This window comes from Cytophagia bacterium CHB2, assembly GCA_030263535.1.
Lineage (GTDB): Bacteria > Zhuqueibacterota > Zhuqueibacteria > Zhuqueibacterales > Zhuqueibacteraceae > Coneutiohabitans.
Genome location: SZPB01000140.1, coordinates 1 through 14804, shown reverse-complemented (window position 1 = coordinate 14804; position 14804 = coordinate 1). Strand labels below are relative to the sequence as shown.

8 protein-coding genes are annotated in these 14804 nt (G+C 53.7%); 5 read left to right on the top strand and 3 right to left on the bottom strand.

Annotated elements, in window-relative coordinates; genetic code table 11:
* Both FBQ85_14745 and FBQ85_14740 read right to left on the bottom strand, forming a co-directional pair.
* Positions 1-4310: hypothetical protein (locus FBQ85_14745; GenBank protein MDL1876409.1), on the bottom strand; the 4310-nt coding region annotated here is incomplete at its 3' end.
* Between the two features lie 388 nt (positions 4311-4698).
* Positions 4699-5196 carry a hypothetical protein gene (locus FBQ85_14740; GenBank protein ID MDL1876408.1) on the bottom strand — a complete coding sequence of 166 codons (498 nt, stop codon included), beginning with the start codon at positions 5194-5196 and terminating at the stop codon, positions 4699-4701.
* Positions 5197-5396: 200 nt separating this feature from the next.
* On the opposite strand from FBQ85_14740, the gene FBQ85_14735 reads away from it, so the two are divergent.
* Positions 5397-5657, top strand: coding sequence for a hypothetical protein (locus FBQ85_14735; protein ID MDL1876407.1), 261 nt, complete (start codon positions 5397-5399; stop codon positions 5655-5657).
* Between the two features lie 198 nt (positions 5658-5855).
* Here the strand turns inward: FBQ85_14735 and FBQ85_14730 are convergent, their stop codons facing one another.
* Positions 5856-6266 carry a hypothetical protein gene (locus tag FBQ85_14730; protein ID MDL1876406.1) on the bottom strand — a complete coding sequence of 137 codons (411 nt, stop codon included), beginning with the start codon at positions 6264-6266 and terminating at the stop codon, positions 5856-5858.
* Between the two features lie 307 nt (positions 6267-6573).
* On the opposite strand from FBQ85_14730, the gene FBQ85_14725 reads away from it, so the two are divergent.
* The 4 genes from FBQ85_14725 to FBQ85_14710 all read left to right on the top strand — a co-directional run.
* Entirely contained in the window at positions 6574-9975 is a 3402-nt protein-coding gene (locus tag FBQ85_14725) for a hypothetical protein (GenBank protein ID MDL1876405.1), read from the top strand.
* 356 nt (positions 9976-10331) lie between these two features.
* On the top strand, positions 10332-12512 hold the full coding sequence (locus FBQ85_14720; GenBank protein MDL1876404.1) for a T9SS type A sorting domain-containing protein: 2181 nt from the start codon (positions 10332-10334) through the stop codon (positions 12510-12512).
* Between the two features lie 61 nt (positions 12513-12573).
* Positions 12574-13602, top strand: coding sequence for a PorV/PorQ family protein (locus FBQ85_14715; protein MDL1876403.1), 1029 nt, complete (start codon positions 12574-12576; stop codon positions 13600-13602).
* Between the two features lie 253 nt (positions 13603-13855).
* A partial coding sequence (locus FBQ85_14710; GenBank protein MDL1876402.1) for a hypothetical protein occupies positions 13856-14804 on the top strand: 949 nt, incomplete at its 3' end.

The following is a 14804-nucleotide window of genomic DNA, read 5'->3' as shown; positions in this document are numbered from 1 at the left end:
TGATCGCGCGGCAAAACCGACATTTCAATGTTGAAGGTATCCTGAGCAGAGACAAAATCCGGGGCGATGATCTGCCAATCGACCGGAACACCGTTGGCGAATGGCCGCGGTGTGTTGTCCGCGATGTCATAGCCGCGCGGATAGGGCGGGATGAGTTGCACGCGCCCGGAGTTATCGAATTCCGCCTGGCCGAGATTCGTCACCGTCGCGCGCAGCGTGAACGTCTGGCCGATGGTGAGTTGATTGTTGGCCACGTTCGGCAGCGCGGTTTGCAATTGCAGTAGCGCCGGTGTTTGCACGCGCACGGCGGCGGTGGAATCGAACGCCGCATCAACTTGCGCGCGCGTGGTGGGCGTGAACGCGGCGTCAATTTGCGCCTGGAATTGTTCGAGATCGTCGCCGATGGTGGGCGTGGCCGGCGCGGTCACCGTGAAAACCGCGGTGCCTGTGCCGCCGTTGTCAATCGCCCGGATGGCGCGTTGTTGTTGCGTCGGCAGCGAATTGTTCAGCGCCCTGAGGGTGACCAGCACGCTGTCGAGCCGTTCGAAGCCGATGTTGTTGACATCGACATTGATGGTAAAAGTTTGATTGGTGTTGACCGAACCGATGCCGCCGTCGGGCTGGCTGCTGATGACGGTCTTGACGATGCGCGTGCGCGTCAGCGTGAGTACTTGAATCGTATCCGCGCCGGCAAGCGCAAACGCGCGTTGATCGTTTTCGTCCTTGCCCGTGACATTCGCCGTGATTGCCAAATCGCCGCCGTTGCGACCGACTTGATTCACGCGATACTCCAGGGTGTCAGTCACACCACTGCGCAAAAACAAACCGCCGCCGTTCAAAGCTACGGGATTGTCAATGGTGTAATCAGTTTGCAAAACATTGTTGATGCTGAGATTCAAGTCTCCCGGAACATTAAGCAACACGTTCGCAGCCTCGTTTTCCGCTTGCACGACGACATAAACCGACCAGGGCGCGGTGGAATTGGCCGCGACTTTTTTGGTGGATAATGAGGTTGAAACACTGAGCACGCGTAAATTCGCCGGGCGGTCAATCGCGATCACCGTGGTATCGTCGCGCGCGGTAGCGATCTGCGCCGGCGCTTTCGTATTCGAACCGATCGCTGCCGCAATGCTCGCCGTAAAAACTTCCTGGTTGCTGGCTGCGCCGGCGGCCGTGACCTCGAAAATAGCCAGCCGGTTGTTGTCCTTCAGCGTGATGAATTCGGAGGCAATGCTGGAATTCCCGTTCGTGGTCAAGCGCACGCGCACGCTGTCCAAACCCTCTTCATTTGCGGTCCGCTCTCTCAGCTTGACGCGCACCTGAAACGCTTGTCCGGTGTTGACGCGATTGCGATTGAACACGCGCATAAGCGTGGTGGAATCAATGCGGGCAATCGCCGGCGTTTGCACCGTCACCGAAGCGCCACCGCCGCTTTGCGTATCATCAACAATGATGCTGCCGCTGTTGATCTCCCGCGCCGTGAGCACGCCGCTGATGGTGCTGCCGCCTGTCGAAACCGTGGTGGAATCGATGATAAAATCCATACGGCGCGTTGTTCCGCCCGCCACGACGCTGTCCGCAGTAGCGCCTTCTAAACTGATCGGCCGTTTGATGACATAATCCGGCCGATTGTTAAACGTGATCGTCGGCGGCGCGCTCTTGAAAAGAACCTGGACATCGCTTTGGCCGGAATTCTCCACCACCATGGTGACGCGCCAATCTTGCCCCTGGCTTCTGGTCACCGTGGTTTGCGAAGGATTCAAACTGATCTGCAGGTTAGCCGGGCTTTGCACCACAAAATTACCCTGCGTGCCGTCCGTGCTGGCTTCATAAATCGTGCTGCCAAAATCTTGCGTTCGGACCGTGGCAAAAACCAAAGCCGTTCCCAGCCGCTCTCCGGTTTGCGTGATTTTGAACTCTAGGAAATCGGTGCCGTCCGCCGGCAAGACATTGTTGCCGGAATCGCGGAAACTCGAGGGCGCGTTGATTTGGTAGGTATCCGGCTGGCCGTTGGTTTGAATGGCAAGCGTTGCTTGCGTCAAGCTCATGTTGAGGCCGCTGTTATTGCGCACCTCCAGCGTGATCGTCCAATCTTTTGCCATGCCGCGCGTGACGGTGTTTTGGCTGGGCACAACGCTGACGATTTCCAAATCATCCGCATCTTGCACGATGACTTGTTCCGTTGCAATGGGATCCGGTGTGAAGAGCGCGCCATTTTGCCGGCCGCGAATCGTCAACACGGGATTTTGCGGCCCGGTGAGCGAAGTTGGCACGGTCGTGCGTTGAAATGTGAGTGTCGTGATGCTATTGCCGGCAATTTGGGTGATTTGATTGGCATCCAAAAATGCGGTGTATTTTGTCGCCCCGCCAAATTCAAATTTTGTTTCAGCCGGCGTCAATACAATCGTTGATTGGCCGGTATTCTGCACATTGACGCTGAATTGATAGGAACTGCCCCGGCTCACGGACTTGGGATTCAAGCTGCCCGGCACGACGCTCAGCTCGGCGGCGGTCTGCACGAGCCAGCTATCCGTCACGTCCGCGCCGTCGCTATCGACGATATCGCTTGGCGCGTTGACTGATCCTCCGGCCACGCCATTGATGATGACATTGCCGGGATCCGCTTTGGGCCGGACATCAACGGAAAAAGCAATCGCGACCGTCTGAAAATTTCCCGGAATAGTCGTGGGAACGTTGTTGGAAGTAATGTCCGAAGAATAACCGGTAGTTTGGCTGTTGAATGTCAGGCTGGCGGAGGTCAATTGAATGGGATCGCGACCGACGTTTTGCACAATCATGGTTACCGGTACGCCGCTTTGGCCGGTTGAAACCGTCGTTTGCTCGGCCGTGATGCTCAAGATCCGCAATTGATTCACGCTCACGGCCACACTGCCCGAGGCAGAACCGTTGCTTCCGCCAGTGACATGAATCGTAGCTGTGCCGCCGTTGTTGCGCGCGCGAAACGGAAAGCTGAGCTGGCTGGCCGCGTTGGTGGTCACTTGAAATGAAGGCGAGCCGGGATCAGCATCCAGCGTGTCAATCTTGCCGAGGCGATTATCACTCACCACCACGGTGAAAAGTCTGCCCGGGCCAACCGGATTGCCCTGGCTGTCGACAATCGTTCCGGATTTTATGCGCGCGGGATTTTTCGTGCTGTCTGCCGGCAACTTGCCGGGAGTCGCGGTCAACGTAATCGTTCCAAACGGCTCGCCGGTTTGCACGGTGAACGAATTGGAAACGCCTGAAATGCTGCCGCTTTGCACGGTGAGGGTGGCGTTGCCTGTGCCGGTGGTTTGAAAGGTAATATTTTGCGTGAGCACGCCGTTGACAAAAGAGCCGTTCTGTGGCGTGATCGTGCCGGTACTTGTGGTAATGGCAGCGTTATTGTTCAAACTTGTGGCAAGGTTGCCGGAAGCATCGAACGCGGTCGCGGTCAACAAGAACGGCGTTCCGGCGCGTTGCGGACTGCTGATCGGCGTAATCACAATCTGGCTGGCCGCGCCCGGATTCACGGTGAAGGGATTTGATTCACCGAATTTGCCGTTGCCAGAGGCTCGAATAATCACGCCGGATTGCGCTTTGGTGATCCTGGCATTGTTGAGAGTGGCGGCGCCGTTTGCTAAAGTCGCCGTAGCCGGCAGCAGCGTGGTGGTATTGTCAGTGAGATTGACGCTGTTATTGAAGCCGGTCAGCGTGTTGTTGAACGCATCCTTGGCCGTTATCGTGAGGCTAAAATTCGATCCCGCTGTTGGCGAGGGCGAAGGTGTTGACACGAGAAAGCGATCCAGCGGCCCGGGTACAATGCTAAAATTGGGAGAGGTTCCGCTACTCAGCGCGGCGCCATTGTTCTGCTGTGTTTGCACCGTGAGACTGTACGAGCCGGCGGTTTGATGATTGGTCACGAGAGAAAAAAGCACGCCGGTCGGCGTGTTGATGGGGATCGGATCGCCGGAGCCGTCGCGCGTCAACGTTAAAACCTGCCCGGCTTTCGTGGGCGTCAAAAAACCGCCGTTCATTGCGCCGGGCACACCGCTGGCGCTGGTGACGCCGGTAATATTGAAACCGGCGGGAAATGTGATTTGGATTCTGCCGTCGGCGGGCAGCACGGTTTGCGCGGTAAACAAAACCGTGTAAATGGCGCGGCTGCCGGCGCCGGCGTCGTCAGGCGTGACGCTGCTGATTGTCAAGCCTTGACCGAAAGCAGGCGGCGCAGCGAATAAAAAGAACAGGCTGATGAGCAGGAGAAGCCCGAAACGGGTATAATGGCTCCGCGCTTGCGCGGCGCGATAAAATGGCTGGTTGCAGTGCATAGTTGAAAAAAACCTCGCCGGGGGGTCATTGTTGATAAATTCTGGTCAATCGATTTGCGTTGCATTTCCTCCTCACGTTCCTGATCAAACTAAAAACCACAGCAGGCCGTCGCGTCTCACACCGTTTGCAGAAATTCCGATTAAGCGATTAGCTTTTCAAAGTTAGAATAATCCTGCAGCGTCGGGACTAAACGTGTTTCGCTCGCTGAAATGAAATCCCACGGAAAAGGCTTTTTCTTTCTGTGGCAGTTCTACTTCTGTGGGCGAAGTTTTCAAAGCTGCTCGAAGAGCTTCAATTTTCAGCTTGTCTGAAAATCGGTGTAGATCGTTTGCGATATTATTCCGCGCGATGTGAGGGCTTTTGACGATTCCGCGCATTCATCGCGTCTCATTCTGCGTTCTTGCGTTCATCAAATTGAATGTCCTGCCGCTGCGGCGCGATCAACGCGGCCTGGGCGTTGTGACGCCATTGCACACTGGCGCGCTGCGGCGTGCGTAACTCCGTGGGATTCACAATAACACCCACACTCAACTTGACGGGCGTGCCCGGCGCGATGCTCGGCCCCAGGCCGGTGCGCTTGAGGAATACTTTCCGTTGCGCTACCGTCACGGTGAAGCCGCCTTTCATTTCGTCCGAGCTGGCAATTTTCACGCGACTCAGATCAAAGCCCGGGGGAAACTCCAAAACGAATTCCGCTTCCGGAGAAATCGTTTCTTGCGGCGTGAACGCCAATTCATAAACGGAGGGCTGTGCGGCTTCCGCTTGCAGCGCGCGCAGTTGCAGGCTGGGCGCGGCGGTCTGCGCGCGAGCGACAGAAGAAAAAACGAGAAGCAATCCCCACAAGATCAACATGCGGCGGACTGTTAGGCTGACTTTGCAATTCATAAATCCGCTCCTGAAAGAAAATGTTCGTGATGTCGTGCAAAGAAACAGGGCGATATTACGACTTGGAGACGCGTGCTTCAATTTGGTACAAGCCGGCATTTGTCAAATTGAAATGACATATGAGGCTGTCTGGCGTGCTGCAGCAGGCAAGCGCCTTGCGCCCTATTGTTTTTTGAGCCATTGCGCGTGGTCAGTGATTCTTGCGCGCAACAATCTCACAAAGATTTACAAATATTTGTTTGCAATCAGATGAACAAAAGAATCGCGGAGAGGGAATTAACAAAGTTCATACCAGAAAGGAGCATGGCGTGAATGAAATCGGTGTGAACGAAATGCGGCAGATGCAAGCAGCAAGTCGCAGCGATGTTGCAAAAAAGCAATCGCGGGCATTGTTAGCTTTGTCTGACAACGTGAATGTGCGCAGCACAAATAAAAAAGGCCATGAGATGATGGCCTGGTGAAATCAAAGCAAGTGATGACGACTTCAGTGTTATGCGTTGCAAGTCAAAGCGATGAGTTTGCCCGCAAAAGCAGAACGGCCGCAGAGATAAAAACTCTCCGGTGGGATTTCAGTGGGCGCAACACTTTCAGAAATTTATTCTAATTTTAAAAAGCTAATTCCACATTGGAAGAATAACAAAGGAGAAGGGTAAATCGAATCAGCGGAACATCGCTTTGATGCTGCCCCAGGTTGCGCGCGCGCTCGAAATGGTGGGATTGACGTGGATGGTGTTGGAATAGGTATAGCTTTCGTCGCGATCGATGATCTTGAGACGATAATAGTAAACACGCGTCGTTGTTTTGAATACCGTGTTGTCTTCGTAGGAATAATCTGTCTTGACGGTGGGATTGCCTTTCGCGTCGACCGTTGCGATCTTTTCGAAGGTGCGTTCGTCCAGCCCGCGTTCGACCTCAAAGGCCTTGAGATTGATCTCGGCTTCTGCGGTCCATTTCAGCGTCACTTTGTTGCGCGCCGGTTCTCCGCGAAATTCGGACACGATGGCGCCCGCCCATACCAGGCTTGCACTCAACGCTAGAATAAATCCCGCAGCAAAAAAACGTCTCACCATGACGACTCCAGAATATGCAGACGTGCAGAAAGATAGTGGTTTGCGTGCAAGAGTCAAGTACTTTTTCTTCGTAAGCCCAAGCGGTACCAAAATCTACGCCAAGAAGCCGTTTTGGGAATTTTCTCAAATTATGCAAAATCCTTCCGATTTTTCGGAAAGGATTTGCACCATTGGCCGGCCAGCAAAATTTTATGTGAGAAGCTGTATGAAAGATGCTCATTTCGACCGGGCTGAATTTAACAACTTAGCGCGATAAATTTGAATTTTTTTTCATCAGCTAAGCATAAATTTGCTTTGAGTTTAGTTCATGTCCTCTGGTATAATCTTTGCTAGTATTCTTAGTTCGCGAGCTGTGAACAATTTTATTTTCGTGAACTTATCTCTCCTTCGCGAATCCAAATCTAAGAGGTTTCACATTGTTTCGGAGGATTTTCATATGAAGCATGCGCGTTTACGAAGTGTACTGGTCATATTGACCATGCTTCTGGTTGGCGCCGTCTCACTCTTTGCCGGCACCACCGGAAAAATTGCCGGCAAGGTGATTGACAAGGAAACGGGCTTTCCGTTGCCTTCCGCCACCGTCATCTTGGTCGGCACGACCCTGGGCGCGGCAACCGATCTGAACGGGGATTTTTTCATTCTCAACATTCCGCCAGGTGTTTATGATGTGCGCGCCTCGATTATCGGTTACACCCCGGTTATTGAAAAAGGCGTGCGAGTCTCCGTGGATTTGACCACCAAAGTAGATTTCTCCATGAACTCGGAGACCTTGCAGTTGGGTGATGTTGTCGAAGTGATTGCAGAACGCCCGTTGATTCAAAAAGACGTCACCGCTTCGACCAAGATCACCACGTCTGAGGAAATCAAAGCGCTGCCTGTGGTTACCATTAACGAAGCGATTGCTTTGACGGCGGGCACGCAAGGCAGCGGCAGCAACCTTCACATTCGTGGCGGCCGCGCGGGTGAAGTCGCATTTTTGGTGGATGGCCTCAATATTCAAGACCCTCTCGATCGTTCCCTCGGTTTAACCGTCGGCACCTCCGCAGTCAGTGAATTGCAAATTATCTCCGGCGGGTTCAATGCGGAATATGGCGATGCGCAGTCCGGCGTCATTCAACTCACCACCCAAGAAGGCAAGCGTGAGCGTTATACCGGTCGCATTTCCTATCAAACGGATCACTTTGGCGATAGCGGCATCAGCAATAGCACGCAGGGCTTCGATCGTTATGACGCGACGTTAAGCGGTCCGGAACCGATCACCACGCACATACTGCCCAAGCTCGGCTTGAAAATTCCGGGTTATATGACCCTGTTTGCGCAAGGCGAAAGCATTCTGCGCAATGGTTCGGGTTTTCATGCAGATGCGTTGAAAGAAGCCGGTGAGCCGAAGTTCTATGGCACCAGCAATATTTTGCGCAATGAGCCATTTTACGGCACGTTTTTCGGAATCGGCAACAACCGTGAAGATGTGCGCGCCAATTGGAACGGCAAGCTGGTTTGGCAAATGGCGCCAAACAAGAAATTCACGCTCGGTTGGCGCGGCAATCACGACGACATCAACCCCAGAAGCTTCGTCATGGGGCTTGATCTCGACAAAGCCGTGCGCGATGCGCAGTTGATGGGCATCAATGACGCGCGTGACAATGACGGCGATGGCCGGATTGACGAAGAGATTTTTGACGGCCGCGACGATGACGGCGACGGCGTGATCGACGAAAATGACGCCATCCTCGATAGCCGTTATGATTTCACCTGGTATGTTGACAACGATGGCGACGGCCGCATTGATGAAGAAGCCTCGAACGGCATCGATGATGACGGTGACGGACAGATTGACGAGGATTTGCAGCCCTATCGCTTCAACGGCTATGATGCCTACGTTCGCACCGAGTCGCGCAATAATCAATTGGTCATGAGCTGGACTCACACACTTAACCCCAAGACGTTCTACGAAGTGCGCCTGGGGCGCTTTAGCACACAGCAACGTTCTCTCCCGAAGTATGGCAAAGACGGCGTGTCGCGTTCGAGCTTTAATGAACTGGAAGGCTGGGTGCAGGAATATGTTGAAGCTCAGGCCATTATTGACCGCGCGCGTGCGGCCGGGCAAACGCCTCCCGATATCGAAGATTTGATCGAGCCGTATCGCGGCTTTGGCGACCCCTCCGAACCGTTTGCTGACGCCAACAACAACAATGCCTTTGACGTCGGCGAGAGCTTTACGGATTGGGACGGCGATGGCATGTGGGATCGCAACTTCGGCAATCGTACGAATCCCATCTGGATTTTCACCGGCCAGGCTAATCCCTATCGTGGCCAGCGCTTCAACGGCCGTTATTGGGTGACCGATCGCGCCGGTTTTTCCAAAGAGATATCCAACACCTACTTCTTGAAATTTGACATGACCAGCCAGGTCACGACGCATCATCAGATCAAGGGCGGTTTTGAAGTTAATTACTTCGATCTTGATGTCCTGTCGCGGCAATTGATCAATCCTTATAACGGCTTGGGTTTGTTTGCCAACTCGTTCAATGTCACCCCGAACTGGCAAGCGGCCTACATCCAGGACAAGATGGAATACAGCAGCGCCATTCTCAACTTTGGTCTGCGCGTCGAGCGCTTTGACCAGGGCGAGCAAGTGGCGCAGCAAGATACTTCCAGCCCGTTTATTCCGCGCTACGAGGTGCCCAGCGCCAAGTTCAGCTTTTTGCCGCGCATCGCCTTTTCCTTCCCGGTGACGGCCAGCGACAAATTCTACTTCAACTACGGCCGTTTCTTCCAACGCCCGAGATTGGACTACGTGTTTGACACCGTCAATCAGGCGATTGCCAGCAGCAACTCGATCGTCGGCAACCCCAATCTTGATCCGGAAGAAACGATTGCGTACGAGTTCGGCATCGAGCACCAATTCGGCATGAACACGTTGTTGAATGTGAAAGGTTTTTTTAAGGACATCAACAACTTGCTGCAAATCAATCGCAGATTCGATGACATTGGCAATGCCTTTTATACCTACTTCAATGACTCCTATGGCACGGTCAAGGGTCTTGAGTTTGAATTGCAGCAACGCAGCGGACGTTTCTTCTCCGGCGGCATCACCTATACCTTTCAAGTGGCAAAATCGTCTCATTCCGGCGCGGCTGACACCTATACCAATGAGAACATTTTTGCCGCGCTGCCGGGCGTCGAGTATGCGGCGGATTGGGATCAGCGGCACCGCATCGTCGTAAATGTTGATTATCATTACGGCGATAATCAGGGCCCGCGTCTGGGCAACTTTTTCCCATTGGAAAATTGGAATGTGAACGTGCTGGCGCAGTATGGTTCGGGCACGCCGTACACCCCGCAATCGCTGAATGGCACCGACCAGCTTGAGTTGACGAATACGCTGCGCTATCCCTCTACGTTCGATATTGACGTCAACATGCGCCGCTTTTTCAACTTGACCAAGGGCACGCGCTTTGGCGCGACCTTGCAGGTGCTGAATCTCTTGAATCGCCGTAATGTCATCGGCGGCGACAACGGCGGCATCCTGGATCGCTATCGCCATGACACGCTGCTTAATGGCGAGTCGTTTAACGGCGTCGGATATGTGAACACCAGCTCGGCCAACACCACCAGAAATTACGGCGGGTATGCCAACTCTGTTCCGAACCCCGCTGCCTGGAGCAATGGCCGCATTATCCGGCTCGGATTCTTTACCGAGTTTTAAGGCGATGACACTGATTTAACCGCGACGGCGCGAAGATCGCAAAGAGATGTGTGGGAAATGCTTGACGCTCTTTGCGTCTCGCGGTTGAAGCTGAGGTTGGTTCATCTAAAAATAGCTTTCCGCAAACGTAGTTCCCCCCCTTGTGGGCGGCTGCTGGAACCATGGAGTTACGCGTTCCCGCAATGCCCCACGAGGGGGCAGGACTACGACGGACTCGGGAAGTAAGTTTTAGACGCGTACTAGAATGACGATGTCAAATCTTTGATCCCGCAAAGGCTGAATTGGTACCCCAGATTAATCACGTTCATTCTTTTGGGATGGCGTGTTCGTCGTTGAAACCTACGGAAGGAGTTTACATGAGAATTTCAAAAATTACGGCCTTGAGCGTTCTCGCTTTGGCCTTGCTTGCGCTGACTAGCGACAACGAGGCTTGGGGACGCGATCTCAAGGACAAAAAAACAAAGCGTTCGGATAGAGTCTGGTGGAATCCCAATCAAACCGACTTGTCCAAGCCGAACGCCATTGTAGCGAATCAATGGGCAGTGCATCAAAAAGGCTTGCAATGGCTGATGATGGGAAATTTTGGCGAGTTGTCCAATCCCGATGGCCGCACGGCTGCCTCGACGCCATTTGTACCGGGCTCGGCGCAACTGGCCGCCGAGCTGGAGTACCCCGGCGGCACGGGCACCGTCTTCTTGTTTTCCGGCGGTTTCTGGGTCGGCGCGATCAAGAACGGCGAGAAAATTGTTTCGACCGTTACGGATGGCGATAATGGCACCCGCGAATTTGGACCCATCATGCCGTGGTTGGGGCAATCGAAAGATGTTGCTGCCAAAGAAATTGATGATGACGGCGATTGGACGGTAGCGGATGATTTGAACGGCGATGGCCTGCCGAGCAGCGACTGGGATGGCCCCAATGCCGATGCCAATGGCGACGGCATTTTCAACTATGATCCCGAGCCTCACATCGATGAAGACCCGGTGGGCGATATCTCAAATGATTTTCAGGACAATGACTATGATGGTTTGATCGACGGCGATGATCCTGACCTCGATGGTGATCTGGTTCCAGGTTCACGCGACGATGACGGCGACGGATTGGAAGACGAAGACACGCAAGCGCGCGCCGGCGAAGAGTGGATCACGGCTTACGTTGATACCTGCCAAAACTGTTTGGACTCGCCCGATGTTGACGGCTTCACGCCGCTGGGCGTGCGGGTCGTGCAGCATTCCTATGCCTGGTCCGAAAGTTATGCCGATGATTTTATGATTTTCGATTTTTCGGTGACGAATATTGGCACAGATGTTTTGCAAGATGTCTGGTTGGCCATGTTTTTTGATTTCGACATCGGCCATATTACGCAAGTTGGCAATACGCGTTCCGAAGATGACATCACCTTTTTCATTGATTCTCTCGAAACGGCTGTCGGCGGTGATGCGGATGGCGATGGCGGCTTGTTAGCCGCGCAGTATTTTGGTGTGCGCGTACTGCAAACACCGCGGCCCGATATCCAAGTAAGTTATCTTAATTTCGGCCGTCTCGCCGGCGCTGACCCCGAGGATAATGTCGCAAAATACGATTTGATTTCGAGCGGCGCACGCAATCCGGATCAACTCACGACGGAAGATTGGCGTTTTGTGCTGGGCTTTGGCCCGCTGGGCAATCTTAATCCCGGGCAGACTCTTCCGGTAACCCTGGCGATTGTCAATGGCCTTGATTTGGAAAAAATCGCGGCCAACTCACGCCAAGCGCTTGCCATGTTCCGCGCAGATTTTCGCGGCCCGGCTGCGCCTGTTGCTCCGGCCTTTTCGCTAACGCCGCAAGATCGCGCCGTTAAGATCACCTGGGACCGCAAGTCCGAAGAGTCTATTGATCCCATCTCCGGGAACAAAGATTTTGAAGGCTATCGCATTTGGCGGACGTTGGACGGCAATAATTTCACGTTGGTTGCTGATTTTGACCTGGTGAACGGCATTGGCTTTGATCGCGGCCTTCCCGCCTTGAATGCCAGCGGCCAGTATGAATATGTGGATACTGGTGTGCCACCTTTGGTGCAAACGACTTATTCTGTCACGGCGTATGACAATGGCGACAACGGCGATGGCATCAACCATCCGGAGTTGGATCGCGCCACCGGCGGCGTCGGCGAACTGGAGAGCTCGCGCGGTGTTGAGCGCCAGCAAATTGTGGTGGCGAATTCTTTGGCAAAAAATTCCTTGGACGATGTTTGGGTCGTCCCCAATCCTTATGTGGGCAGCTCAGAATTCGAGCGGTTTGGTCGTTACAGCTCACCCGGCAACGTCAGCTTTCCCAAAATAATTCAATTCGTCAATTTGCCGGCGCAGGCCAAGATTCAGATTTTCACGCTCTCGGGAGATCTGGTGCAGGAAATCGATCATAACGGCGCGCAGTCCGGCGTGGCAGTGTGGAATCTGCGTACGCGCTTGAATCAGGAAGCGGTCGCTGGCATCTATTTATTCCGCGTCGAAGCCAACGGCCAGGAAAAGATCGGCAAATTCCTCGTGATCAAGTAAGTTGCTTGTGAATGATTTCTCGAGCAACCTGAATCGAAATATTATTTTGGAGAAATAGAACATGAAACGAGTGAGTACGCTTTTTGTGCTGGCCGTTCTGATGGCGCCGGTCGGTTTGTTCGCGATCGAGCGTGTTGGAACCACGGCATTTCAATTTCTCAAGCTGCCCGTGGGCGTGCGCGGCATTGGCATGGGAGGCGCTTTTGTCGCCGGTGCGGCGGACGCCTCTGCCGTCTATTGGAACCCCGCAGGTTTAGGCTGGGCCCGGAACAAGGAGGTGTTGTTCGCGCATATCAACTTACCCGCAGACATTCGCTACGACAACGTCGCGTTGGCGTTGCCCTTTTCCGCCGCGATTGGCACGTTCGGATTAAATGTCGGTGTGTTGAGCATGGGAGATTTTGCCGTGCGCACGGCAGAAAATCCCGAGGGCACGGGTGAATTGGTAACCGCTTACGATCTGATGCTGGGTTTATCTTACTCACGCCAGATCAGCGACCGTTTCAGCTTCGGTTTGTCGGCGCGTTACGTTCGTGAAGATCTCGCCGACTTTGTTGCCAATGGCGTAACGTTCGACGCCGGCCTGCTCTATCAAACCGATTTCCGTTCGATGCGATTGGGTATGGTGATTCAAAATTTCGGTCCGGATGCGGGCTTTGGCGGCTCCTTTTTGGATTTGCGCACCTCGACTGGCACCACCGGTCAGCCCATTGAACGCGAATTTGAGTCCGCGCCCATGCCGATTACGTTCAAGGCCGGCGTCATGGCCGATTTGGAAAGCTTTTTGGGCCTGCAAATGGGTGAAAATCTGCAGGGCAACATCGTTGGACAATTCGAACACCCGGCAGACAACAAAGAACGTGTAAACGGCGGCCTGGAATTGGTGATGAGCCAAAAGCTCGCTTTACGCGGCGGCTATAATTTCAGCCACGACACCGATACCTTCACCCTCGGCGTCGGATTCCAAGTCCCCATGAGCGGCAACAAGAATCTTAAAATCGATTATGCGTATGCCGATCAAGGCGACTTGACTGACACCAGTACGTTTATGAATCAGCCGCACCGGTTTTCATTGTCGTTTCAGTTTTGATGCTAGTTGCTCGTGTCTGGTTCCTTCTTGTATTTTTTATGCACCATAAGTAATCGGCAACGAGCAACGCTTCAAGCTTCTGATCTAATTCCAATACCGGTTACGAAGTAGTCCTGCTCCTTGTGGGGCACTGCAGAAAGATTGAATTAATTTGCTAAAGCAGCGGCCCACAAGGGTCCGGGACAACGAACAAAATGTTAAGTGAACGGTAGTGGATCTAATTCCGAAATTTTGCATACAGCGGGAGGTTTTGATGATGTCTTGCAGATTGAAATTTATCTTGCGCAACGTCAGTGTCCTCAGCGTTCTGTTGCTGGCAATGGCGGGCTGCGGCTTGGTTGAACCGGGTGATTCCGCGTTAAAGACCAATCAAGCGCCCGACACTGAAATCACTTCCGGGCCAAAACAAAACACGCTCAACAGCTATTTTGTGCGCGTCGCCTGGAAGGGCGTCGATCCTGACGGCATTATAACCGGCTATCAGTTGACTGTTGATGGCGTTCAAGTCAACACCACGAAGACGGATTCCACATTTTCATTCAGTGCTGCAAATCAAGACGAAGTTCACACCATCGCGGTAGCCGCGGTTGATAATCAAGGCGAAGTAGACCAGACGCCGGCTTCATTGTCGTTTACGGCCACGAACGCCGAGCCAAACACCTCAATAAGCATTGAAGGCAACCCGGCTCCGGGCGCAACGTTCGGCAAAGGCGGCGTCTTTACCATCGTTGCAGAAGATGCCGATAACGGCCCGGAGTTCTCTTACCGCTTTAAGATCGATGATACCGGCGCCTGGTCGGATTGGTTGACGAACGGCGAGATCGAATTCAGCTTGACCTCGACGTTCGGCCTGTTGCCGGAAGGCTCGCATAGATTTATCGCACAAGTGCGCGATGCCGGTTTTGCTGTTGATCCGACGCCGGCCGAATTCCCCTTCGTCGTCTCGACCGCTGTCAAACCCGCGGTAAGCTTGACCCGGCAATTCAACAACCAGCCTTTCTACGAAGATAATTCCGTCTTCTCCTTCCCCACCGGCAATACCGCCAATTTCGCCTGGTCGGTAAGTTTCAATTATGCCGGCGCCAAGTCGGCAGGCAGTCGCTATCGCATCGACGGCGGCGCGTGGACGGAATACTCCACCAGCGTCGAGTCATTGGAGCTGGCCAATATCACGCCCGGCGCTCATACCTTCGAAGTGCAAT

Bases quoted from the DNA above. Each gene is read 5' to 3' on its own strand.
- FBQ85_14740 (MDL1876408.1), bottom strand. From the start codon at position 5,196: ATGAATTGCAAAGTCAGCCTAACAGTCCGCCGCATGTTGATCTTGTGG.
- FBQ85_14715 (MDL1876403.1), top strand. From the start codon at position 12,574: ATGAAACGAGTGAGTACGCTTTTTGTGCTGGCCGTTCTGATGGCGCCG.
- FBQ85_14720 (MDL1876404.1), top strand. From the start codon at position 10,332: ATGAGAATTTCAAAAATTACGGCCTTGAGCGTTCTCGCTTTGGCCTTG.
- FBQ85_14725 (MDL1876405.1), top strand. From the start codon at position 6,574: ATGTCCTCTGGTATAATCTTTGCTAGTATTCTTAGTTCGCGAGCTGTG.
- FBQ85_14730 (MDL1876406.1), bottom strand. From the start codon at position 6,266: ATGGTGAGACGTTTTTTTGCTGCGGGATTTATTCTAGCGTTGAGTGCA.